Source organism: Spirillospora sp. CA-142024 (assembly GCF_050942325.1).
GTDB lineage: Bacteria > Actinomycetota > Actinomycetes > Streptosporangiales > Streptosporangiaceae > Spirillospora.
Window position 1 is genome coordinate 3,075,668 of sequence record NZ_CP192077.1, and the last position, 22,049, is coordinate 3,097,716.

Below are 22,049 nucleotides of genomic sequence, written 5' to 3' on the forward strand. Positions count from 1 at the left end.
GCCAGAGCACCCGAGACTTCCGAATGGGCCGGAGAATCGTGTCGCGCGCCGGTCACCGCACGTTCAGCCACTGTTCGATCGGGTCGATCGCGAAGAAGACCAGGAACAGCGCCACCACCGGCCACAGCCAGACCGACACCTCGCGGACCTTCCCCCGGGCGAGCTTGATGAGCGCGTAGGTCACCATCCCGCCGCCGATCCCGATGGTGATCGAGTAGGTGAAGGGCATCAGCACGATCGTGAGGAACGCCGGGATCGCGATGTCCGTGTCGTCCCAGGTCACCTTGGCGACCTGCGTCATCATCAGCGCGCCGACGACGACCAGCGCGGGCGCCGCGGCCTGCGCCGGGACGGTCGCGGCGAGCGGGGTGAGGAACAGCGTCACCGTGAACAGCGCGCCGGTCGCGATGTTGGCCAGGCCCGTGCGGGCGCCCTCGCCGACGCCGGCCGCCGACTCGACGAACACCGTGTTGGCGGACGAGCTCGTGATGCCGCCGAACGCGGCGGACAGGCCGTCCACCGACAGGATCCGGCCGAGCCGCGGCACCTCGCCCTTCTCGCTCACCAGGCCGGCCTCGTCGCTGATGCCGAGGATCGTGCCCATCGCGTCGAAGAAGCCCGACAGCACCAGCGTGAACAGCACGACCAGCGCGGTGATGACGCCCGCCCGGCCGAACCCGCCGAAGAGGTCGATCTCTCCGAACAGCCCGAAGTCGGGCACGGCGAACAGCTTGTCGGGCATGTTCGGGGTGACCACGCCCCAGCCGCCCTCCTTGACGGACACGTTCTCCTGGACGGCGACCGCCCCGATCGTCCCGGCGATGATGCTGATCAGGATCGCGCCGGGCACCCGCCGCACGTACAGGACGATCATCAGCAGCAGGGTGAGCGCGAACACCAGCGCCGGCCACGTCCGCAGGTGGCCGCCGGTGCCGAGGGTCAGCGGCGGGCTCGTCGCGCTGGAGGTGACGAATCCCGCGTCGTAGAAGCCGACCAGTGCGATGAACGCGCCGATGCCGACCGCGATCGCGTGCTTGAGCGCCAGCGGGATCGAGTTCATGATCCGCTCGCGGATCCCGGTGAGCGCGAGCAGCACGATCACCGCGCCCTCGATCACGACGAGGCCCATCGCCTGCGGCCAGGTCATCACCGGCGCGGCCTGGAACGCCACCACGGCGTTGATGCCGAGCCCGGCGGCGAGCGCGAGCGGCGCGTTGCCGACGAATCCCATGATCACCGTGGTGACCGCGGCGGACAGCGCCGTCATCGTGGTCAGCTGCGGGATCGACAGCGTCGCTCCGGTGACGTCCTTCGCCCCGCCGAGGATGATCGGGTTCAGCAGGATGATGTAGGCCATCGCGAAGAACGTGGTGACGCCGCCGCGCAGCTCGCGCGGCACGGTCGTGCCGCGGCCGGTGAGGTCGAACAGCCGCTCCAGCGGCCCGCGCCCGCCGGCCGGCGGCGGGTCGTCGGTCTTCGCGGTACTGGTCTTGGGCATGAGGGCGCTCCGCTTCCGCAGCGTGATCTCGGGCTGGGCGAGCACAGGTTAGCCGTCCCGGCCGGCCGTCGAGGGACCGGCTGACCCGCGGGAGGTGTCGCGACGTGATTCCCGCTCTTCGCAGCGTGACGGGGGCGATGCGTCCGCTATAGCCTGCCCTGGTGCGAATGCGAGCCCCGGCCGGAGTGGTGACGTGACCCTGGACTCCTACGTGCGCCTGCTGGCCTCGGTACCGGAGCGGACGCGCTCGTCGTTCCGCGCCCGGATGCTCGGGCCGCTGGAGGAGTACGACAGCAGCAGGCAGGCCGAGCTCGTGCACACGCTGGAGGTGTTCCTGTCCTGTTCGGGGTCCTGGAGCCGCAGCGCGACGCGGCTGCACGTCCATGTGAACACGCTTCGGTACCGAATCCGGCGAATCGAGGACCTGACCGGCCGGGATCTCGGCACACTTGAGGATCGAGTCGACTTCTTCCTCGCCCTTCGCGCGACGCGGCCGGCGAGCACCCGTAGCAGACTGTAGGCGGTGGTCACACGATGGATCGGGAGACACTGGGGCAGCGCATCCGCGCCCTGCGGATCCGGCAGGGCGTGAGCCAGGCGCAGCTCGCCTTCCCCGAGCTGTCCGACAGCTACATCTCGCTGATCGAGAGCGACAAGCGGGTGCCGGCCCCGAGCGTGGTCGAGCTTCTCGCTGCGAAACTGAACTGCTCGGCGACCTACCTCGTCAGCGGCGTCAGCGAGGACGTCGTGGACGAGCTGCGGGTCACGCTCGACTACGCCGAGATCGCGCTGAGCAACGGCGCGGCGGCCGAGGCGCGGGCCCGGTTCGCCGAGGTGCTGGCCAGCGCCGACGCGGTGGCGCTGCCGGAGATGCTGCACCAGGCCCGCTGGGGCCACGCCCTCGCGCTGGAGGCCGCCGGTGAGCTGGAGGAGGCCATCGCCGGGCTGACCGCGCTGACCGAGGAGGCGTCCGCCGAGGCCGACCTCGACCACTGGGCGAAGGTCCACGTCGCGCTGAGCCGCTGCCTGCGCGAGCGCGGCGACCTGAGCGCCGGGGTGGAGGCGGCCGAGAGCGCGCTGCGGCACCTCATCGCGACCGGCGCCGACTCCACCGACGCCGCCGTGCACCTCGGCGCGGCGCTGCTGTCGGCGTTCATCGAGCGCGGCGACCTCGTCCGGGCCCGCCAGCTCGCCGGCCAGCTGGTCGAGCGGGCCGAGCGGATCGGCAGCCCCCGCGCCCGCATGATCGCCTACTGGGAGGCCGCCTACGTCGCGGAGATCCGCGGCGAGTACGAGGACGGCGTCGCGCTCGCCGAGCGCGCGCTCATGCTCGCCGGGGACGGCGAGGACCCCCGCAACCTCGGCCGGCTCCGCGTCATCTACGCCGGGCTGCTGCTGCGCGCCCGGCCCGACCAGGCCGCCCGCGCCCGCGAGCTGCTCACCCGGGTGCGAGGCGAGATCAGCGCCAGCTCGTCCGGGGAGATCGACGTCGCCTGGTGCCTGACGGAGCTGGCCCGCGCGGAGACCGCGCTCGGCCGTCCCGCCGAGGCGGTGGCGCTCGCCGAAGAGGCCCTGGAGCTGCTCGGGGACGCCCCGCGCCGCGCCACCGCCGGGGCGCTGACCGTGCTCGGCGAGGCGGCGGTGCGGCTCGGACGCCGGGACCGGGCCGTCGAGGTGCTGACCCGCGCCGCGACCTGCCTGGAGGAGATGGAGTCCTCCCGGGAGGCCGCGCAGGCGTGGTTCGACCTCGCCGAGGTGCTGGCCGGGACCGGTGCCGCCGAGGAGCCCCGCATGGCCGCCTACCGCCGCGCGCTGACCTGCGTCGGGGTCTAGCCGAACCGTTCAGGGCGCCGCCGCGTCCATGAGTAAATGCTGCGGTCGCCTGAGATGGGGGACTTGTAGGTGCTCGGTATCGTCCGGCCATGCCGGCATGTTCTGTGCGGTTCTCTGTTCAAGGACTGGATGGCCCACCTGTGCGGGCTGTGCCTGACGCTGCGGGCGGAGCACGGCCAGGCCGCGCGGCTCGTCACGAACTACGACGGGCTGCTCGTGTCGGTGCTGGTGGAGGCGCAGGCGCCGGAGCCGTCGCCGCGCCGCAAGGCCGGTCCCTGCGCGCTGCGCGGGATGAAGACCGCCGAGGTCGTCACGGCGAAGGCGCAGGGCGCCCGGCTCGCCGCCGCCGCGTCCCTGCTGCTCGCCGCCGGGAAGACCCGCGACCACGTGGCGGACGGCGACGGGCCGTACGCGCGGCGCCTCGTCGCCGCCGCGGCGGGGCGGATGGCCGACCGGTGGGACGCCGCGGGCGTCCGGACCGGCGCCGCCGTCGGCTTCGACCCGTCGGTGCTGCGCGACGCCGTCGCCCGGCAGCCCGCCCTGGAGGCGGCGCCCGGCCTCGGCCTCCTCGACCTGACCGAGCCCACGGAGACGGCCGTCGCGGCCGTGTTCGCGCACACCGCCGTCGTCGCGGGCAGGGAGGCGAACGCCGAGGCGCTCGCCGAGGCGGGCCGGTTCTTCGGGCGCCTCGCGCACCTGCTCGACGCCGTCGAGGACCTCGCGGAGGACGAGGCCGCGGGCGCCTACAACCCGCTGCTCGCCACCGGCACCACGCCCGCCGAGGCCCGCCGGCACGCCGACGACGCGCTGCACGGCCTGCGGCTCGCCCTCGCCGACGTGGAACTGGAGAGGCCGCGCCTCGTCCGGGCGCTGCTGGACCGCGAGGTGCGCCGCTCGGTCGACCGCACCTTCACCGCGCCCGAGCTGTCGAGGCACGGGCCGCGGCCGCCGCGTCCGGGCCTGCCGATCCCGTGCTTCACCGGGACGCTCGTCTGCGGGACCTGCGGGCTCTTCCAGCCCGAGTGGAGCAAGTACCACGGCGAGTCGTGCGACGACCGCTGCTGGTGCACGCGGCACTGCGACGGCTGTGACGGGTGCGACGGCTGTGACGGCGGCTGCTGTGACTGCTGCAACTGCTGCGACTGCGACTGCTGCGACTGTGACTGCGGGTGCGACTGACAGGCGGCGCCCCCCGGTACACCCCTCCGTCCGACCCGGGACGGGCCATGGCGGCGGGCTCAGTAGGGTAGACGAAGCCCTTGACCCACTGGAGAGCCCGGCCGTCCATGAACATCCTCAAGCCCCGCCGGCCCGTGCGCCGTCTCGGTCTCGTCGCCGCCCTCGCGCTCGCGTTCGGCGCCGTCACCGCCTCGCCCGCCCTGGCCCACACGCAGCTCGTCAGCAGCACGCCCGGCAAGGGCAAGGAGGCGGCCTCGGTCACCGAGGTCAAGCTGGTCTTCAGCGACAAGATCAGCCTTGCGAAGGTCGTCGTCACCGACGGCGCGAAGAAGGAGTTCCAGTCGGGGGCGGCCGAGCACGCGGGGACGACGGTCACGCAGAAGCTGTCGGGACCGCTGCCCGCCGGGTCCTACACGGTGGCCTACCGGGTCGTCGGCGGGGACGGGCACCCCATCGAGAATAACGACCTGACGTTCACCGTGGTGGGCGGCGGGACCGGCGCCGCGCCGTCCCAGTCCGCCGCCGCCGGCGGCGAGCAGCAGCCCAAGGCCGACCAGGAAAAGGCCGCCGCGACGGAGGAGTCCGGTTCCGGGGCCGTGCTGTGGGTGCTGATCGTCGTCGGCCTGCTCGTCGGAGTCGGCATCGGCGTCGGCATCGTGTACGGCGCCAAGCGCAAGCACCAGGCGGCAACCGGAAGTGAGTAAAGGCAGCCTGGGCGTCTGGCGGGCCGGGGCGGTCGCCCTGGCGGCCTCCGCCGCGGTTCTCGTGGCCGGGCTCGTCCTCGGCGGCTCGGTCACCGAGAAGGTCATCCCCGGCCTCGGCGACGCGGGCGCCCTCACCCGGTGGGGGCTGCCCGTCTCCCGGACCGCGATGGACGTGCTGTCCGCGCTGACCGTCGGCGCCCTGCTCGCCGCCGCCGCGTTCCTGCCCGTCGAGGGCGGGCGCGGCGCCGCGCGGCTGTCGAAGGACGCCGTCGGCTATCTGAACGCGGCGTCCTGGATCGCCGCCGGCTGGGCCGCCGCCGCGGCGGCCACCCTCGTGTTCACCGTCGCGGACGTCCTCGGGCAGCCGGTCGGGGACGTCCTCACCGGCAGCGAGCTGAGCAGCTATGTCGGCTCGCTGCCGCAGGGCACCGCCCTCATGATCGTGGTGCTGCTCGCCGTGGTCGTGGCGCTGCTGGCGCGCACCACCACGACGCCGACCGCCGCGTTCGGGCTGCTCGCCATGGGCGGGATCGCGCTGCTGCCCGCGCCGCTTACCGGGCACTCGGCCTCGGCCGCCAACCACTCCGTCGCGACGACCGGGGTCGCCCTGCACGTGGCCGCGGTCGCCCCGTGGGTCGGCGGGCTCGCCATCGTCGGCGTGCACGCGCTGCTGCGCCGCGACCGGCTGCCGCTCATGGCGGGCCGGTTCAGCCGCATGGCCGTGTGGTGCTACATCACCGTCGGCGTCAGCGGCCTGGTGAACGTGATCGCGCGGCTGCCCGACCCGATGGAACTGGTCGAGACGAACTACGGGCGGCTGGCGCTCGGCAAGATCGTCGCTTTCGGCGTGCTCGGCTTCTTCGGCCACTGGCACCGGAACCGGACGCTGCCCGCGCTGGACGCCGGCAGGCCGCGGGCGTTCGCCCGGTTCGCGTCCGCCGAGGCGGCCGTGATGGCCGCCGCGACGGGCCTCGCCGTCGCGCTCGCCCGCACCGCGCCGCCCGCGCCGGCCGAGCCCGAGTCCGCGGTCAAGGCGCTGCTCGGCTACGACATGCCCCCGGAGGTCACCCCGGCGCGGCTGCTGACGCTGTGGCAGTTCGACCTGTTCTTCGCCGCGCTCGTCGTCGTCCTCGGCGGCGCCTACCTCGCCGCCGTCGTCCGGCTGCGGCGGCGCGGCGACTCCTGGCCCCTGGCCCGCACCGTGTCCTGGCTCCTCGGGCTCGTGACGATCGTGGCCGTCACCCAGACCGGCGTCGCCAGGTACGCGCCGATCCTGTTCAGCGTGCACATGGCCCAGCACATGGTGCTGAACATGCTGACGCCGATCTTCCTGGTCGTCGGCGCGCCGGTGACGCTGGCGCTGCGGGCAATGAAGCCCGCCCGGATCCGCGGCGACCGCGGCCCGCGCGAATGGCTGACCGCCGTGCTGCACAGCAGGCCCCTCGCGGTCATCGCGCATCCGGCGGTCGCGACGATCATCTTCGTGGCGAGCACGTTCGTGCTGTACTTCACGCCGCTGTTCGAGGCCGCGATGCGCAACCATCTCGGGCACATCGCGATGACGGTGCACTTCCTGGCCTCGGGGTCGCTGTTCTTCTGGGTGCTGCTCGGCGTCGACCCGGCCCCGCGGAAGCTGCCCTACCCCGGGCGGCTCCTGCTGCTGTTCGTCACGATGCCGTTCCACGCGTTCTTCGGCATCGCCCTGATGAACATGAGCCAGGCGCTCGCCCGCGGCTGGTACACCTCCGTCGACCCGCCGTGGGGCACCACGATCCTGCACGACCAGCACACCGGGGGCGCGATCGCGTGGGGCTTCGGCGAGGTGCCGACGTTCATCGTGCTGCTCGTCCTGGCGGTCCAGTGGTACCTGGACGATCAGCGGCAGGCGCGGCGCATGGACCGCAAGGCCGACCGGGCCGCCAAGCCCGGCGGGCGCGCCGAGGACGACGAGCTCGCCGCCTACAACGCCCGCCTCGCCAAGCTCGCCGAGCGCGACCGGGCCGCAGGGGAGCAGACGAGCAGGGGCAACGCCTGAGCTTCTCCCTCTCGCGGGGGAGTGGCCGTGCCGCTCCGTCTGCCAGGATCGATGTGTGCTCCGTGTGCTCCGGCCGCTGATCGAGCGGACGACCTGGCGGCGCTGGTCCCACCTGGTCGTGGGCGGCGCGCTGCTGATGCCGTACTGGTTCCTCGCGATCAGCATGATGCCGCTGCTGCCGTTCCGCGACGGCGCGGCCAAGGCCGTGGTGATGCTGACCGTCGTGCCGGCGGCGGCGACGTTCGTCACCGGGCTCGTGCCGACGGTGCGGCTGCTGGAGAGCTCGCTCGCCAAGGAACTCCTGAACGGCCCGGCCGCGGCGCTCGTGCCCGGGTCGGCGGCCTCGTGGGAGAGCCGGATCCGGGCCGCCGCCTGGTTCACCCTGCATCTCGGCGTCGGGGTGGTGGTCAGCGGGCTCAGCCTGGCGGTGCCGCCGTTCGCCGTCGTGATGATCCTGGCGCCGGGGGTGAGCTGGGACACCCGGTTCCTGGAGGCCTGGGGCTGGGAGGACGCCTGGCACCAGTGGCCCGCCCCGCCGGTCGGGGTGGCGTCGCTGGCGGTGCTGCTCGCGCTGATCGTCGCGGCCGGCGCGCTGCTGTCCCGGCTGGCGCCGTGGTTCCTCGGGCCGACCGCCGCCGAGCGGCTCGCCGCCGTCGAGTCCGAGGCGGTCCGGCTCGCCGAGCGCAACCGGCTGGCGCGGGAGCTGCACGACTCGGTCGGGCACGCGCTGAGCGTGGTGACGCTGCAGGCCGGCGCGGCCGGGCGGGTTCTCGACAGCGACCCCGGGTTCGCCCGCGAGGCCCTCGGCGCGATCGAGGAGTCGGCCCGCTCCGCGCTGGAGGACCTCGACCATGTGCTCGGGCTGCTGCGCGACGACCCGTCCCGTCCGGCGCCGCAGGCGACGCTGAAGGACCTCGGCCGGCTGCTGGAGCAGACGCGCATCGCCGGGGTGACCCTGGACGCGGAGGTGGACCCCGGGGTGGAGCACGTGCCGGCGGCGGTGTCGCGGGAGGCGTACCGGATCGTCCAGGAGGGCCTGACGAACGCGTTGCGGCACGCCGGGAAGGTGCCGGTGCGGCTCCGGCTCGGCACGGACGGCGAACGCCTGGAGGTCGAGATGAGCAACCCGCTCGGCGAGCACCGCGGGGACGGCGCCGACCACGGCGGCGGCCGCGGTCTCGGCGGCGTCCGCGAGCGCGTGACCGTGCTGCGCGGCGAGATGACCGCCGGGGCCGACGGGGACCGCTGGCGGTTCCGGGTCTCGCTGCCGCTAAGGTCCGGAACATGACGATCAAGGTTCTGCTGGTCGACGACGAGCGGCTGATCCGGGCGGGGCTCGCGGCCATCATCGACGCCGAGGACGACCTGACCGTCGTCGGCGAGGCGTCCGACGGGTCGGAGGTGCCGGGCGAGGTGCGGCGGCTGCGCCCGGACGTGATCCTCATGGACGTGCGGATGCCGCGGCTCGACGGCATCCAGGCGACCCGCCGCATCCTGGACACCGAGCCGCAGCCGCCGCGGATCATCGTCGTCACGACGTTCGAGAACGACGAGTACGTCTACGACGCGCTGAAGGCGGGCGCGAACGGCTTCCTGCTCAAGCGGACGCGGCCGGAGGAGATCCTGCAGGCGATCCGGATGGTCGCGCACGGCGACAGCCTGCTGTTCCCGGCGGCGATCCGGGAGCTGGCCGCGCTGCACGGCACGTCCGGCGGCGAGGGCGGCGGCGCGCGCTGGCACGGGCGGCTGACCGAGCGGGAGGGCGACGTGCTGCGGCTGATGGCCAAGGGCCACTCGAACGCCGAGATCGCCCAGGAGCTGTTCGTGAGCCCCCAGACGGTGAAGACGCACGTCGGGAACATCCTCGCCAAGCTCCAGGCCCGCGACCGCACCCAGGCGGTGATCTTCGCCTACGAGACGGCCTTCATCACCCCAGGGTGACGTGACAGGGTGATCGCATGAGGGACTTCCGGTTCGGGTTCAACTTCTTCGACATCGCGTCCCCCGGCGACTTCGCCGAGCGCTGCCGCCGCGGCGAGCGGTACGGCTACGACACCGCGCTGGTGCCCGACCACCTCGGCGCTCCGGCGCCGTTCCCGACCGTGGTCGCCGCCGCGGACGCGACCGAGCGGCTCCGGGTCGGCACGCTCGTGCTGAACGCCGGGTTCTGGAACTCGCACCTGCTCGCCCGCGAGATCGCCACCGCCGACCGGCTGAGCGGCGGGCGGCTGGAGCTCGGCATCGGCGCCGGGCACATGAAGTGGGAGTTCGACGCCGCCGGCATCCCCTGGGAGCCGTTCGGCGCACGCGCGGAACGGATGGCCGGGCTGATCGAGGAGATCGGCCGGGTCCTCGGCGGGGGCGGCTACGAGCAGCACAGGCCGGTCGCCGACTTCTTCGGGCTCGCCGAGCTGGCGCCCGTCCAGCGCACCGGGTTCGGCGGGTCGGGGCCGCCGCTGCTCGTCGGCGGCACGGGCGACACCGTCCTGCGGACGGCCGCCCGGTACGCCGACATCGTCGGGATCGCGGGGGCGTACCAGGTCAAGGGGGAGCCGCCCGGGACGTTCCGGCTGGGCACGGCCGCGGAGGCGGAGGAGCGGGTGCGGTTCGCCCGCGAGCAGGCCGGGGACAGGGCGGACGGCATCGAATGGAACGTCCTCGTCCAGCATGTGCAGGTGACGCCCGACCGGCGCGCGGAGGCCGAGCGGATCCACGCGGAGCGCATGCCGGACATGACCGTGGAGGAGATCCTCGACACCCCGTTCGTCCTGCTCGGGACCGAGGCGCAGATCGCCGCGCAGATCCGGGAGCGGCGCGAGCGGTTCGGGTTCTCCTACATCACGGTCCACTCGCCGTTCATGGACGTCTTCGGCCCGGTGATCGAACGCGTCTGACGCGCTACTGAGCGGACGCCGTGCAGGACGGGTCGTGCCAGCTCACCCAGCCGATCGACCAGAAGCGTCCCGCGTGCGGCCGCCAGCCCGCCGGACGCGCGGGCCATGTCGCCTCCGGGGCCGTCCCCTCCGGGCGGGGCACCACGACCGTGCACACGCCGGGCGCGGGCGGCCGCCCGTCGCGGACGTCGATGGAGCCGATGCGCGTCCACCACACCGGGTACATGAGTGCGGTCTTGACCTCCCAGCCGAGTGACACGTCCGCCACGACCTTCCCGGCCGCCGGACCGGGGAGCGGCGGTTCCGGGCGGACGCGTCGTGACGGCGGTCCCATCGCGAACGTCAGCGCCGCCAGGTTGATCCCGGCCATCGCGATGGCGGTCGCGGCCGTCCTGTTGAGCCGGGACAGCAAGAGCAGTCCGCAGAACAGGGCGGACGCGGCGAGCGTGGCCTCGTGCAGGTGCAATGCGCTCCGGTCGTCGGTGAGGAACATGACCTCGGGGAAGTCGAAGCCGATGAACGTGTGGGTGTGGAGCCGTTCGCCCGCGTAGGCGCTGACCCAGACCCCGGTGCCCGCCGAAAGCAGCACGGACGCGGCCGCCGTCCGGGTCGCCGTCCGGCCCTCCGCCCGCAGGAGCGCCGCCGCCCCGGCCAGCGCGTAGACGAGCGCGAGGCAGGTCAGGTACCGGCCGTACGCGAAGTTGCCGACCCGGTGCTCGTCCGGCAGCGCGGCCGACGAGGCGTAGGCGATGCCGCAGGTCGCGGCGGCAAGCGCGCCCGCCATGATCCGGTCGGCCGCCGGCGTCCGCCGCCGCACGAGCGTCACCGCGACGATCACGAGCCCGGCCCCGGCCAGGCCCCAGGTGGAGACGATCAGGTACCAGATCTGCCCGGCGGCTCCCGAGAGCGCCCATTCCTGTCCGGGAAGCGTCGTCAGGCGGGACTCCAGGATGCCGCCGAGATTCCGTGTGCCGCCGGGATACAGCTCACCGCGAATGTGCGCGTTCAGCGCCGCGCCCGCCGCGTATCCGGCGAGCGCGGCACCGCCCCCGGCCAGCGCCGCGCGAAGCCGTCCGCGCAGCGCCATGACCGTCAGGACCGCGGCGTGGACGACGAGGAGGACCGTCCCGCGGGTGTGCACGGCGGCCATGGAGGACGCGACCAGGCTCGCGAGAACGGCGTCCACGGCCCGGCCGTTCCGGGCGAAACGGTCCAGCACCAGCAGCCAGGCCAGGACGAGCGTCGGCAGGACCGCGTCCGCGAGCGCGAAGGCGCCGAAGAACGTCGTGGCGGGCAGCAGCGCCGCGGCGAAGGCGAGCGGCAGCGCGGGCCGGCGGGCGAGCCCGAACCGCCGCGCGACCGCGTATCCGAGCGGGAACAGCGCCGCGCCCAGCGCCGCGTTGATCACCATGACGATCGTGTAGACCGTCGCCGGGTCGTGCGACGCCCAGTACGCCGGAGTCAGCAGAAGCGGGTACCCGCCCTGGTAGAAGGTGTTCCCCGAGAGGTCGGCGCCCGGCCCGCCGGCCAGCAGGCGGGCGGCGACCAGGTAGCCGGTCTCGTCCGGGTTCGCGGCCGGTGCCGTCCGGGCCCAGGCGAACCAGAGCCGCACCACCGCCTGCGCGAGGACCCCGGCCGCGAGCAGCCACGGCAGGGTGCGGGGAGAACGGCGGGCGGGACGCGGGGGAGCGGGCGGGACGTCCTGGCGGGGCGGAACGGTCGCGAGCGTCATGCGCCCCACGGTTCCGGCGGGCTGTCATGATCTTGTGGCGGTGATGTCCGGATCTTGTGACACGGCGCGCCGGGCGACCATGGACGTCCAATAATGTCTGAGTGGCGAGCATTCTGTTCATCGAGGATGATCCGTCCGCCCGGGCGGCCCTGGAGCTCGCGCTGACCCGCCAGGGACACGGCGTGACCTCCCGGGCCACCGGCGAGGACGGGCTGGAGGCGCTGCGGGCGCGGCGCCCGGAGATCGCGATCCTGGACGTGATGCTCCCCGGCATCGACGGGATCGAGGTGTGCCGGCGCATCCGCCGGGAGGACTCGCTCCCGGTGATCCTGCTGACCGCGCGCGGCGACGACCTCGACATCGTCCTCGGGCTGGAGGCGGGGGCCGACGACTACGTGGTGAAGCCGGTCGAGCCCCGCGTCCTGGACGCCCGGATCCGCGCCGTCCTGCGCCGCGCCGACCACACCCGCGTCGACCGGTCCGTCCACGGAGACCTCGTCATCGACCGGACCTCGCTGAAGGTCACCAAGGCGGGCACCGACCTGCGCCTGACCCCGACCGAGCTGCGGCTCCTGCTGGAGCTGACCCGCCGTCCCGGCCAGGCCCTCACCCGCCAGCACCTGCTGGCCGAGGTGTGGGAGCACACCTATCCGGGCGACTCCCGGCTCGTGGACGCCTGCGTGCAGCGCGTCCGCGCCAAGATCGAGGACGAGCCGGCCGAGCCGCGGCTGATCGAGACCGTCCGGGGCTTCGGCTACCGGTTCACGGCGCCGTGATGCGGCGTCTCCGGTTCACCGGGCTGCGGGTGCGGCTCGCCGCGGCCTTCACCGCGGTCGCGCTGCTGGCGTCCGTGCTCGCGTCCGGCATCTCCTACGTGCTGCTGCGCCGGGTGATGCTGCAGCGCGCGCAGGACGCGGTGCTGACCCAGGTGCGCAGCACCCTCGCCCAGCACGTTCCGCCGAAGCTTCCCCCGGACATGAGCGCCAGCATCGGCGCCGAACTCGAAGAAGACCTCAGCGGCCCCGGGCGCAAGGCGGTCGCGGTGCGCGTGACGCTGGACGGGTCCGTTCCCGTACCGCCCTCGGAGTTTCTCGACGTCCCCGTCACCAGGGAGTTCGCCCGCCGGGCGATGAAGGGCATGGTGTTCCAGCGGGTCGTCCGGAAAGGCCGGCCCTACCTGCTCGTCGGCGCGTGGGTCACCGGCTACACGACGACGGCGGAAGAGCCGGAGCGCCTGACGCCGCCGATGGTGTTCGTCACCGCGAGCCTCACCCGCGAGGCCGCCGACCTGCGCTCCTTCACCCGCGTGCTGGCGGTCGCGGACGCGCTGGCGCTGATGGCCGCGCTCCTGCTCGCCCTGCTCGCCACCCGCGGGGTGCTGCGTCCGGTGCGACGGCTCGGCGCCGCCGCCCGAGCCCTCGGCGAAGGCGAGCTGGAGACCCGTGTGGAGGTGCGGGGACGGGACGAGCTCGCCGACCTGGCCTCAACCTTCAACCGCACCGCCGAGGCGATGGAGCGGACGGTGACCGAGCTCCGCGCGATGGAGGCGGCGTCCCGCCGGTTCGTCGCGGACGTCTCGCACGAGCTGCGCACCCCGCTGACCTCGATGATCGCGATGACCGGCCTGCTGGCGGAGGAGGCAGCGGGCCTGCCCGACGGCGGCCCGGCCGAGCTCGTCGCGGGCGAGACCCGGCGGCTCGGCCTGCTGGTCGAGCATCTGATCGAGATCAGCAAGTTCGACGCGGGCGCCGCCGCGCTCGTCCTGGACGACGTGAACGTGGCGGACGCGGTCGCGGGCACCCTCGCCGCGCGCGGCTGGACGGACGACGTGGCGGTCGAGGGGACCGCGGACCTGTTCGCCCGGGTGGACCCGCGCCGTCTCGACGTCATCGTGGCGAACCTGGCCGGCAACGCGCTCAAGCACGGCGCCGCGCCGGTCTCGCTGCGCTTCGGGGCGGCGGAGCGGGCGGGCGCCGTGGGAGTGGAGATCGTCGTCGCGGACGGCGGCCCGGGACTGCCGGACGATCTGCTCGCCGTGGCCTTCGACCGGTTCGTCAAGGCGGAGGCGGCCCGGTCCCGCAGCGAGGGCAGCGGGCTCGGCCTGTCGATCGCGAAGGAGAACGCGGTCCTGCACGGCGGCAGGCTGGAGGCGGCCAACGGCCCGGACGGGGGAGCGGTGTTCACCCTCTGGCTGCCCGCCCGGCGCGATCCGGACGAGGAGCAGGCATGAGATGGCGGAGTCCGCGGGTGTGGGCGGCGGCCGTGGCGCTGGCCGCCGTGTCCGGGTGCGGTGTGCGCCCCACGGGGATCCTGAGCGCGGGCACCCGCCCGATCGCCAACGGGCGGGCCGCCACCATCACCGTCTACCTGGTGAAGGATTCCCGGCTGGTGCCGGTGGTCCGGCCCGGACTGCCCGGTCACCCGTTCCTGGCCGCCGAGCAGCTGGCCGTGCCGCCGACGACCTCGGAGCGCGCCTTGGGGCTGCGCACCGAGGTCCACGGTCCGCTTGAGGCGTACTCGGTCGTCGACGCGTCGAAACCGGAACGCCAGCGGTCCCAGCTGGTCGTCCGGCCGGCCGATTCCGAGAAGTGGACGAAGACCTGGTCGCGGTTGGCCATGGCCCAGATAGCGTGCACCGCGCAGGCCATTCCCGGCATCGACCGGGTCAACCTGTGGGGCGCCCCGGACCCGGACAAGAACGGATGGGAGATCGTGACCTGCGACCGGTTCTCCGACCTGATCAGCTGATCAGCGCCGTGTCAGCCACTGGGTGGTGACGTCGCCGAGCACCGACCGGACGGCGAGGATCGCGATGCCGACGGACAGCACGGGCATCACCACCCAGCGCTCCACCTTCCCGTCCGTCCTCGGGACGACGGGGACGTCGACGCGCCACGGCAGCGGCCAGAACACCGGGCATCCCTTCGGGGTCAGGCAGTCGCCGGCGACGTGCGCCAGGCAGCCCAGCGTCACCGCGAACCCGACGAAGCTCATGTCGAGGTTGTGCATGAGCCAGACGGCGATGAGGGCGAGCGCGCAGTCCGCCAGCGCCGACTGCGGCTCCTTGCCCTCGAAGTCGAGGCCGACGCCGCGCAGCCCCAGTCCGACGATCATGAAGAGGCAGGCCCACCAGGCGTAGACGTAGTGGGTGGCGAGGGCGTCCATCGCCCAGCCGATGCCGACCGCGAACAGGATCGAGTGCGTCGCGTGCCGGTGCCCGCCCGAGAGCTTCCCGATCCACTTGCACATGTGGTGCGTGATCGGCCCGAAAGTGTTGGCGATGCGGCCGTTGTGGTGGTCGATGTCGGGCAGGATCGCCGCGCCCGCGCAGACCACGGCGCCCGCCGCGATCTGCTCCGGCGACAGCGAGACAGCGTGGTCGCCGAGCAGCCGCTCCTGGGCGATCACCGGGACGGCGGCCAGCCACGCCAGCGCACCGCTCAGGGCATGCGTCTTGCCCATCATGTGCCGTTCCCCCGCCTTTCAGCGCGTATCGCCGCCCGTCTCAGGGCGGGACTCTAACCCGCTCCTGATCGTTAGCAGTGACGACGCGCCGTACGGGGCACCGCGTCCCTTTGATGCGTGTTCCTTTGATGCCGGACGGGCTGCGCCGGTTCCACCGGATCCGCGGTCAGACGGCGTTGCGCTCCCGGGCGGAGACGACCGCCTCGACGTTCTCCTCCGCCCATTCGGTGATGGCCCCGATGGGCTTCTGGAGCGAGTGGCCGAGCGGTGTGAGGGTGTACTCGACGCGCGGCGGCACCTCGGCGAAGACCGTCCGGGTGAGGAGGCCGTCGCGTTCCATGGTCCGGAGCGTCTGGGTGAGGACCTTCGGCGTGACGCCGCCGATCAGGTCGCGCAGCTCGGTGAACCGGCGGGGGCCGTCGCTCAGGCCGAGCACGACGAGGACCGACCACTTGTCGCCGATCCGGTCGAGGATCAGCCGGGTCGGGCAGTTGGGGTCGAACGCGTTGCCCTTCATGGTTTCCGTAGGGTACCAATGTCACGTTGAAGTAACCAGTATCCGATGGATACCTTCGTTTGCGACGACGTTCGAGGAGGTCATCATGAGGATTCTGCTGATCGGCGCGACCGGCATGGTCGGCCGGCGGATCGCCGGCGAGGCGGGCGACCGCGGCCACGAGGTCACCGGCGTCACCCGCAGCGGGAACGAGGGGACGGTCAAGGCCGAGGCGGGCGACGCCGCCGCGATCGCCGGGCTGGCCGAGGGGCACGACGCCGTCGTGCTGACCGTCCCGCCGCCCAGGGACGGTTCGGAGACCGAGGGGCCGCTGCTGGCCACCACCCGCGGCGTGCTCGACGCCCTGCGGCGGGCCGGCGTCCGCCGCCTGGTCGTGGTCGGCGGCGCCGGAAGCCTGGAGGTCGCGCGCGGGGTCCGGCTCGTCGACACCCCCGAGTTCCCCGACCTCTACAAGAACGAGGCGCTCGCAGCGGCCGCGCAGCTCGGCCTCATCCGGGCCGAGGCCGGCGATCTGGACTGGACCTTCATCTCACCCGCCGCGATCATCGAGCCGGGCGAGCGCACCGGCACGTTCCGGCTGGGCGGGGACCAGCTGCTCAGCGACGCCGAGGGCAACAGCCGTATCAGCGCCGAGGACTACGCCGTCGCCCTGGTCGACGAGCTGGAGAAGAGCAACGCCGTCCAGCGCCGGATCACGGTCGCGTACTAGGTCAGGATGGGATGAAGCGCCAGGCGCCGGACTCCTCGCCCGGTTCGTAGCGGGAGTCCAGGCGCTTGGCGACGATGCCGGGCAGCCCCTGGTCGCGCGCCGCGTCCCGGACGGCGCCGCCGTCGCCGGGGAACCAGGGGGCCGTCTGCCACAGATCGCCCGACAGGCCGAGGTCGTCGAGCCGTCTCCGCCGGTCCTCGTAGGGGACGTCCAGCAGCGGACGCCCGTCCAGGTGCGGCAGGTCGTAGATCATGTAGGTCTCGCGGCCGTCCAGGACGGCCAGCTCCCCGTCGAGCAGCGCGGGGCGGGAGCCCAGTTCGGCGCCGAGCCGGGAGCCCAGCCCGCCGGGGCCGTCGACGGCGCGGCCCCGGCCGTCGGTGAACCGCGTCCGGCCGCCCTCGACGTAGGCGGCCAGCCGCCGGCCGACCCACGCGAACTCGAAGCCCCACGCGTCCTGGTCGCGGGGGAGGCGGGCCTTCTCCACCGGGCGCATCGGGCGCAGCGACTCCGGGAGCGGCTCGGCGTCCGGGTCCGCCGGCGGGTCCATCCGGTGGATCATCCAGTTCTTGCCGCGCGTCTTGAAGAGCACGTACCGGCCGGACACGCGCGAACCGTGGATGACGACCTTCACCTCGCGCTCGGACCACTTCTCCGTCTCGTACGTCCCGCGATCCCAGATGGTCATCGTGCCGGCGCCGTACTCGCCGCGCGGGATCTCACCCTCGAACGTGGCGTACTCCAGCGGATGGTCCTCGGTGTGCACGGCGAGGTGGTTGGTCTCCGGGCTCCACGGCAGGCCCTTCGGCACGGCCCACGAGACGAGCACGCCGTCGCGTTCGAGCCGCAGGTCCCAGTGCAGGCTGGTCGCGTGGTGCTCCTGGACGACGAAGGTGTCGTCGTCGCCGCGCGGCACCGCCTCCTCCTCCGGGACGGGCTCCGGCGTCCGTCCCGCGTCCCGTCTGCCCCGGTACTCGGCGAGCCGGTCGCCGCGCTCGCGCCCCCGGGGCCGCGCGTTCCTCCCGGCGTCCTTCTTCGGCTTCTTCGGGGTCACGCCCGGTGCATACCCGCGATCAGCGGATGAAGACGGCGTAGTCGGCCACATCGCCGGTGAGGGCCGGCGGCAGCCCCGCGACCGCGGACAGCTCCTCGGCCGACATGAACCCGCCCGCCTCCGCCCGCACCCGCTCGATCCTGTCCGCCAGCTCCGGGGTGATCCCGGGCAGCAGCGTCAGCACCTCCGCGGGAGCGTGGTTGACGTCGATCAGCCCGCCGTCGTTGTACTGGCGCGGCAGGTCCGGACGCCCGATGCGCAGCTCCTTGGCGAGGCCCGGGTCGGCCGCGGCCAGCTCCCGCGCCTTGTCCCGCAGCAGCCGGCTGCGCTTGACCCGCTCCACCACCGCCTCGTTGTCGACCGCCGACAGCCCGTGCGGGTCGAACACCCGCCGCCGGATCAGGAACGCGTGCCCGCAGCCCACCACCGCCAGGACGAACAGCAGCACGCCGACGGCCCGCTCGGTGCCCTGCTTGTCGCCGATGTCCGGGAGCAGGTACAGCACCAGCGCGAACACGCCCGCGTACGCGGCCGTCGACACCAGCAGATGCAGGCTCCGCCGCCACAGCAGCGCCGCCGCGAACGTGAACGGCGTGGCATAGCCGAGGGACAGGAACGGCAGCGCCGCCCACGTCACGCTCAGCGCCGCCCGCCCCGGCGGCATGCTGTCGGACGGAACCCTAGGCTCGTACGGCGCTGGGGCGTTCATCTCTGGAGAGTCTCCCGGCCGGATGTGGGGCGAATCGGACTCTAGATCAAGAGGGGGGTCACGGCAGGGTGAGGATTTCGTGGCCGTCCTCGGTCACCAGGAGCGTGTGCTCGAACTGCGCCGTCCGCTTGCGGTCCTTGGTGACGACCGTCCAGCCGTCGTCCCAGATGTCGTAGTCGTGGGTGCCGAGGGTCAGCATCGGCTCGACCGTGAACGTCATGCCCGGCTCGATGATCGTCGTGGCCGACGGGTCGTCGTAGTGCGGGACGACCAGCCCGGAGTGGAACGTCGTGCCGATCCCGTGCCCGGTGAAGTCGCGGACGACCCCGTACCCGAACCGCTTTGCGTAGGACTCGATGACCCGCCCGATCACGTTCAGCGCCCGTCCCGGCTTGACCGCGCGGATGCCGCGCATGGCCGCCTCGTGCGTGCGCTCCACCAGCAGCCGGGACACCTCGTCGACGTCCCCGCACAGGAACGTCGCGTCGGTGTCGCCGTGCACCCCGTCGATGTAGGCCGTGATGTCGATGTTGATGATGTCGCCGTCGCGCACGACCGTGTCGTCCGGGATGCCGTGGCAGATCACCTCGTTGATCGAGGTGCACAGCGACTTGGGGAACCCGCGGTAGCCCAGCGTGGACGGGTAGGCGCCGTGGTCGAGCATGAACTCGTGCCCGACGACGTCCAGCTCGTCGGTCGTGACGCCCGGCCGGACGTGCTTGCCGACCTCCTCCAGCGCCTGCGCGGCGATCTTGCCGGCGACCCGCATCCGCTCGATGATCTCGGGCGTCTTGACGTCCGGCTCACCCGTCTTCGGCCGCTTCTTCCCCACGTACTCCGGCCGCGGGATGCTCGACGGGACCTTGCGCATCGGGGAAACGTTTCCGGGCCGGAGCAACTGGGTCGTCATAGTGATGGAGTGTAGTCAGCGCGATCGCGGCAACGAATCCCGCGCGACGCGAGATCGAGAGGAGCGCCGATGGCCGGTGACGAGGGTGACTGGTGGTTCTGCCTGAAGCACATGAAGGTCGAGCACGGGCCCGGCTGCCCCGGCAAGGACCGGATGGGCCCCTACGACACCGAGAGCGCCGCGGCCGGCGCGCTCGCCCTGGCCCGCGAGCGCAACGAGGCGTGGCGCCGCCAGAACGACGACTAGTCGACCACCGGGCCGGAGACGGCGTCGAGCAGCCGGGCGAGCCGGTGCCGGAACCCGCGCGGGCCGCGCGCCGGTTCCTGCCCGGCCGCCGCGCTGACGAGGTGCTGCGCGCCGTCGAACGACATGAGCGACTCCTCCGGCGGGACGGTCAGCGCCTCGTGGGCGAGGCCGCGCAGTTCGCGGTCGCCGCCCTCCAGCGCGAGGACGGTCGCCCCGGTGCGGCGCGCGTCGTCCACCCGCTCCAGCAGCGGGACGGGAGCCTCCTCCTCGGCGACGACGAACAGGGTCTCGCCGCGCCGGGCCGACTCCAGCCGCTCCAGCCCGATCCGCAGATGCGCCGGGGCGCCCTCCGGCGGTTTCCAGCGCACCAGCGTGGGCGCCAGGCCGGGGGCGTCGCCGAGCCGGCTCTCGTCGTCGAGGTGCGCCGCCAGATGCCACGGGTCCTCGGCCGGCGTGCCGACCAGCAGCAGCCCGCCCGGTGTGCGGGACGTGACCCGCAGCGCGCGGCCGAACTCCTGGGTCCGCTCCAGCCAGCCCGTCGTCGACAGGACCTCGCGCAACATCGTGATCTGCTCGGCGTCCACGGCCACCATGGTGCCGCACCGGGCGCCCTGGACAGGCCGTTTTCGCGATGCGCGAGCCCGGCGCGACGTGCCGCGACGCCCGCCTGGCAGACTCGGCCGCATGACTGAGCAGCAGCAGAAGACGCCCTACGACCTTCCCGATGCGAGCGGCCTGTCCATCGGCATCCTGGGCGGGACGGGAGACCAGGGCAAGGGCCTCGCGCGCCGGTTCGCGATCGCCGGGCACCGGGTGGCGATCGGATCGCGCAAGGCGGAGCGCGCCCGGGCCGCCGCCGACGACCTCGGGGCCGGCCTGCCCGTCTCCGGTGCGGAGAACCCCGTGGCGGCCGGGGAGTCCGACGTGGTGATCGTGGCGGTTCCGTGGGAGGGGCACAAGGCCACGCTGGAGTCGCTGCGCGCCGAGCTGGCGGGCAAGATCGTCGTCGACTGCGTGAACCCGCTCGGCTTCGAGAAGGGCAAGGGGGCGTTCGCGCTGCCGGTCGAGGAGGGCAGCGCCGCCGAGCAGGCCGCCGCCGTCCTGCCGGACAGCCGGGTCGTCGCCGCGTTCCACCACGTGTCGGCCAGGCTGCTGCTCGACCCCGGGGTCGACGAGATGGAGCTGGACGTCCTCGTCCTCGGCAACGACCGGGAGGCGACCGACCTCGTCCAGGCCCTCGCCGGTCGCATCCCGGGCATGCGCGGCGTCTACGGCGGCAGGCTGCACAACGCCCACCAGATCGAGGCGTTCACCGCGAACCTCATCTCCATCAACCGCCGCTACAAGGCCCACGCCGGACTCCGCATCACCGACGTCTAACGGGCGTTCCCCGGCGAGACACCGCATGAGACCGGGGAGCGGTTTCCGCCTTCGCCGCGTCCAAGGGCTGACATATCATCGGGGTGGCGACAGGCGGGGTGGAGATGAGAGAGATCCGGTCGGCAGATCCGTGGAGCGCGTTTCTGGCCCCTTCGGGCAGGGACGCCGGGGTTCGGCCGGGTGTGGCTCCGGCGGGTGAGCCCCGCCGTGCCGAGTACGCCGAGGCCGGCGCGGAGGACGCGTGCCGCCTCGTGCTGGCGCAGTTGAGGGCGGCGAACGGCCCGCTGTCACTGGAGCAGATCCACCACGCGACGCGGCTCGGGCTGATGGAGGTCGCCGACGCCGTGGACACCTTGCGCGAGCGCGGCCTGGTCGCCGTGGAGCGCGAGATCGACGAGGTCGTCCGGCTGACCGGGGAGTGACCGGCGCCCGATGACCGGATACCTCCTCGCCGTCTCGCTGAGCTGCCTCGTCGGCATCGCCGAGCTGGTCAGCCGCTACCGGGACCGGCCCACCACGCTGGTCCGGGTGCCGAGCACCTGGGCGTACGTGCTGATCAACGGGGGAGCGGGCGCGGGCTCGCTGCTGCTCCTGCACACCTTCGACTGGCGGTTCGGCGTGCAGTCGCCGGACGTCGCCGGGGCGACGCAGATACTGGTGGCGAGCCTCGGCTCGATGATGGTGTTCCGCAGCGCGGTGTTCACCGTCCGCGTCGGGGACGAGGACGTCGCGGTCGGGCCGAGCACGCTGCTGACCTCGCTGCTCGCCGCCGCCGACCGGGGCGTCGACCGGATGCAGGCCAAGACCCGCGCCCAGGAGGCGGGCGAGATCATGCGGGGCGTCTCGTTCGCCAAGTCCCGGCTGGCGCTGCCGACGTACTGCCTCGGCCTGCTGCAGAACGTGTCCGCCGAGGACCAGGCCGACCTGCGCACCGCCGTGGACGCCCTCGCCGGCAGTGAGATGACCGACGGGCAGATGGCCCTCAACCTGGGGCTGCTGCTGATGAACGTCGCCGGGCCGGACGTGCTGCGCTCGGCCGTGGAGACGCTGCGCGCCGAGATCACGACGGACGAGCCCGTCCCGCGTCCCGTCCCGCCGCCGCGCGACGGCCAGGCCCGCGAGAACGGCGAGGCCCGCCCCGAGCCGGCCCGCTCCAACCCCGACCAGTAGAACGGCGCACGGCCGCG

General features: G+C 73.3%; 24 protein-coding genes. 16 read left to right on the forward strand and 8 right to left on the reverse strand.

Going from position 1 to position 22,049, the window contains the following annotated elements; genetic code table 11:
• Positions 1 to 52: 52 nt before the first annotated feature.
• Entirely contained in the window at positions 53 to 1,498 is a 1,446-nt protein-coding gene (locus ACQPZP_RS14970) for an NCS2 family permease (protein WP_433478215.1), read from the reverse strand.
• Between the two features lie 193 nt (positions 1,499 to 1,691).
• Between ACQPZP_RS14970 and ACQPZP_RS14975 the strand changes: the two genes are divergently transcribed.
• The 8 genes from ACQPZP_RS14975 (at position 1,692) to ACQPZP_RS15010 (ending at position 10,143) form a co-directional block, all read left to right on the forward strand.
• A complete protein-coding gene (locus ACQPZP_RS14975) occupies positions 1,692 to 2,018 on the forward strand; it encodes a PucR family transcriptional regulator (RefSeq protein ID WP_433478216.1) in 327 nt (108 codons plus the stop codon).
• Positions 2,019 to 2,032: 14 nt separating this feature from the next.
• Positions 2,033 to 3,331: a tetratricopeptide repeat protein gene (locus ACQPZP_RS14980; protein ID WP_433478217.1), complete on the forward strand. Its 1,299-nt coding sequence runs from the start codon at positions 2,033 to 2,035 to the stop codon at positions 3,329 to 3,331.
• Between the two features lie 69 nt (positions 3,332 to 3,400).
• Positions 3,401 to 4,510 (forward strand): DUF5685 family protein, encoded by a 1,110-nt coding sequence (locus tag ACQPZP_RS14985; protein ID WP_433478218.1) that lies wholly within the window; start codon positions 3,401 to 3,403, stop codon positions 4,508 to 4,510.
• Between the two features lie 80 nt (positions 4,511 to 4,590).
• Positions 4,591 to 5,214: a copper resistance CopC family protein gene (locus ACQPZP_RS14990; RefSeq protein WP_433478219.1), complete on the forward strand. Its 624-nt coding sequence runs from the start codon at positions 4,591 to 4,593 to the stop codon at positions 5,212 to 5,214.
• The gene (locus ACQPZP_RS14995) at positions 5,207 to 7,249 is read left to right on the forward strand and encodes a cytochrome c oxidase assembly protein (protein ID WP_433478220.1); all 2,043 of its coding nucleotides are present in this window, start codon (positions 5,207 to 5,209) and stop codon (positions 7,247 to 7,249) included. Before ACQPZP_RS14990 ends, ACQPZP_RS14995 begins: the two co-directional genes overlap by 8 nt.
• Before the next feature lie 55 nt (positions 7,250 to 7,304).
• Positions 7,305 to 8,537, forward strand: coding sequence for a sensor histidine kinase (locus tag ACQPZP_RS15000; RefSeq protein ID WP_433478221.1), 1,233 nt, complete (start codon positions 7,305 to 7,307; stop codon positions 8,535 to 8,537).
• Entirely contained in the window at positions 8,534 to 9,190 is a 657-nt protein-coding gene (locus tag ACQPZP_RS15005) for a response regulator (RefSeq protein ID WP_433478222.1), read from the forward strand. Before ACQPZP_RS15000 ends, ACQPZP_RS15005 begins: the two co-directional genes overlap by 4 nt.
• 17 nt (positions 9,191 to 9,207) lie before the next feature.
• Positions 9,208 to 10,143: a TIGR03621 family F420-dependent LLM class oxidoreductase gene (locus ACQPZP_RS15010; protein ID WP_433478223.1), complete on the forward strand. Its 936-nt coding sequence runs from the start codon at positions 9,208 to 9,210 to the stop codon at positions 10,141 to 10,143.
• Positions 10,144 to 10,147: 4 nt separating this feature from the next.
• Here ACQPZP_RS15010 and ACQPZP_RS15015 read toward each other — a convergent pair whose 3' ends face one another.
• Positions 10,148 to 11,875 carry a hypothetical protein gene (locus ACQPZP_RS15015; RefSeq protein ID WP_433478224.1) on the reverse strand — a complete coding sequence of 576 codons (1,728 nt, stop codon included), beginning with the start codon at positions 11,873 to 11,875 and terminating at the stop codon, positions 10,148 to 10,150.
• Between the two features lie 101 nt (positions 11,876 to 11,976).
• Here ACQPZP_RS15015 and ACQPZP_RS15020 point away from each other — a divergent pair, with 101 nt between their 5' ends.
• Genes ACQPZP_RS15020 through ACQPZP_RS15030 form a run of 3 tightly spaced genes read left to right on the forward strand, consistent with a single transcriptional unit; the run spans position 11,977 to position 14,623 of the window.
• Positions 11,977 to 12,651 (forward strand): response regulator, encoded by a 675-nt coding sequence (locus tag ACQPZP_RS15020; protein WP_433468367.1) that lies wholly within the window; start codon positions 11,977 to 11,979, stop codon positions 12,649 to 12,651.
• Complete coding sequence (locus tag ACQPZP_RS15025; RefSeq protein ID WP_433478225.1) at positions 12,651 to 14,105, forward strand: ATP-binding protein; 1,455 nt, start codon at positions 12,651 to 12,653, stop codon at positions 14,103 to 14,105. Before ACQPZP_RS15020 ends, ACQPZP_RS15025 begins: the two co-directional genes overlap by 1 nt.
• On the forward strand, positions 14,102 to 14,623 hold the full coding sequence (locus ACQPZP_RS15030) for a hypothetical protein (protein ID WP_433478226.1): 522 nt from the start codon (positions 14,102 to 14,104) through the stop codon (positions 14,621 to 14,623). The genes ACQPZP_RS15025 and ACQPZP_RS15030 overlap by 4 nt, the downstream gene beginning before the upstream one ends.
• Here ACQPZP_RS15030 and ACQPZP_RS15035 read toward each other — a convergent pair whose 3' ends face one another.
• Both ACQPZP_RS15035 and ACQPZP_RS15040 read right to left on the reverse strand, forming a co-directional pair.
• A complete protein-coding gene (locus ACQPZP_RS15035) occupies positions 14,624 to 15,340 on the reverse strand; it encodes a metal-dependent hydrolase (RefSeq protein WP_433478227.1) in 717 nt (238 codons plus the stop codon).
• A gap of 166 nt (positions 15,341 to 15,506) precedes the next feature.
• Complete coding sequence (locus tag ACQPZP_RS15040; protein ID WP_433478228.1) at positions 15,507 to 15,857, reverse strand: winged helix-turn-helix transcriptional regulator; 351 nt, start codon at positions 15,855 to 15,857, stop codon at positions 15,507 to 15,509.
• A gap of 85 nt (positions 15,858 to 15,942) precedes the next feature.
• Here ACQPZP_RS15040 and ACQPZP_RS15045 point away from each other — a divergent pair, with 85 nt between their 5' ends.
• Complete coding sequence (locus ACQPZP_RS15045; RefSeq protein WP_433478229.1) at positions 15,943 to 16,566, forward strand: NAD(P)-dependent oxidoreductase; 624 nt, start codon at positions 15,943 to 15,945, stop codon at positions 16,564 to 16,566.
• A gap of 1 nt (position 16,567) precedes the next feature.
• Here ACQPZP_RS15045 and ACQPZP_RS15050 read toward each other — a convergent pair whose 3' ends face one another.
• From ACQPZP_RS15050 to map, 3 genes are all read right to left on the reverse strand, one after another.
• Positions 16,568 to 17,617: a DNA polymerase ligase N-terminal domain-containing protein gene (locus tag ACQPZP_RS15050; RefSeq protein ID WP_433478230.1), complete on the reverse strand. Its 1,050-nt coding sequence runs from the start codon at positions 17,615 to 17,617 to the stop codon at positions 16,568 to 16,570.
• A gap of 19 nt (positions 17,618 to 17,636) precedes the next feature.
• Complete coding sequence (locus ACQPZP_RS15055; protein ID WP_433478231.1) at positions 17,637 to 18,281, reverse strand: ComEA family DNA-binding protein; 645 nt, start codon at positions 18,279 to 18,281, stop codon at positions 17,637 to 17,639.
• Positions 18,282 to 18,384: 103 nt separating this feature from the next.
• Entirely contained in the window at positions 18,385 to 19,236 is an 852-nt protein-coding gene (gene map / locus ACQPZP_RS15060) for a type I methionyl aminopeptidase (RefSeq protein WP_433478232.1), read from the reverse strand.
• 69 nt (positions 19,237 to 19,305) lie between these two features.
• Here map and ACQPZP_RS15065 point away from each other — a divergent pair, with 69 nt between their 5' ends.
• Entirely contained in the window at positions 19,306 to 19,482 is a 177-nt protein-coding gene (locus tag ACQPZP_RS15065) for a hypothetical protein (RefSeq protein ID WP_433468376.1), read from the forward strand.
• On the opposite strand, the gene ACQPZP_RS15070 is transcribed toward ACQPZP_RS15065, so the two are convergent.
• A complete protein-coding gene (locus tag ACQPZP_RS15070) occupies positions 19,479 to 20,075 on the reverse strand; it encodes a hypothetical protein (protein ID WP_433478233.1) in 597 nt (198 codons plus the stop codon). The genes ACQPZP_RS15065 and ACQPZP_RS15070 overlap by 4 nt on opposite strands.
• 91 nt (positions 20,076 to 20,166) lie before the next feature.
• Here ACQPZP_RS15070 and npdG point away from each other — a divergent pair, with 91 nt between their 5' ends.
• The 3 genes from npdG (at position 20,167) to ACQPZP_RS15085 (ending at position 22,032) form a co-directional block, all read left to right on the forward strand.
• Complete coding sequence (npdG, locus tag ACQPZP_RS15075) at positions 20,167 to 20,862, forward strand: NADPH-dependent F420 reductase (RefSeq protein ID WP_433478234.1); 696 nt, start codon at positions 20,167 to 20,169, stop codon at positions 20,860 to 20,862.
• A gap of 182 nt (positions 20,863 to 21,044) precedes the next feature.
• Complete coding sequence (locus tag ACQPZP_RS15080) at positions 21,045 to 21,284, forward strand: hypothetical protein (RefSeq protein ID WP_433478235.1); 240 nt, start codon at positions 21,045 to 21,047, stop codon at positions 21,282 to 21,284.
• A gap of 10 nt (positions 21,285 to 21,294) precedes the next feature.
• On the forward strand, positions 21,295 to 22,032 hold the full coding sequence (locus ACQPZP_RS15085) for a hypothetical protein (RefSeq protein WP_433478236.1): 738 nt from the start codon (positions 21,295 to 21,297) through the stop codon (positions 22,030 to 22,032).
• Positions 22,033 to 22,049 lie beyond the last annotated feature (17 nt).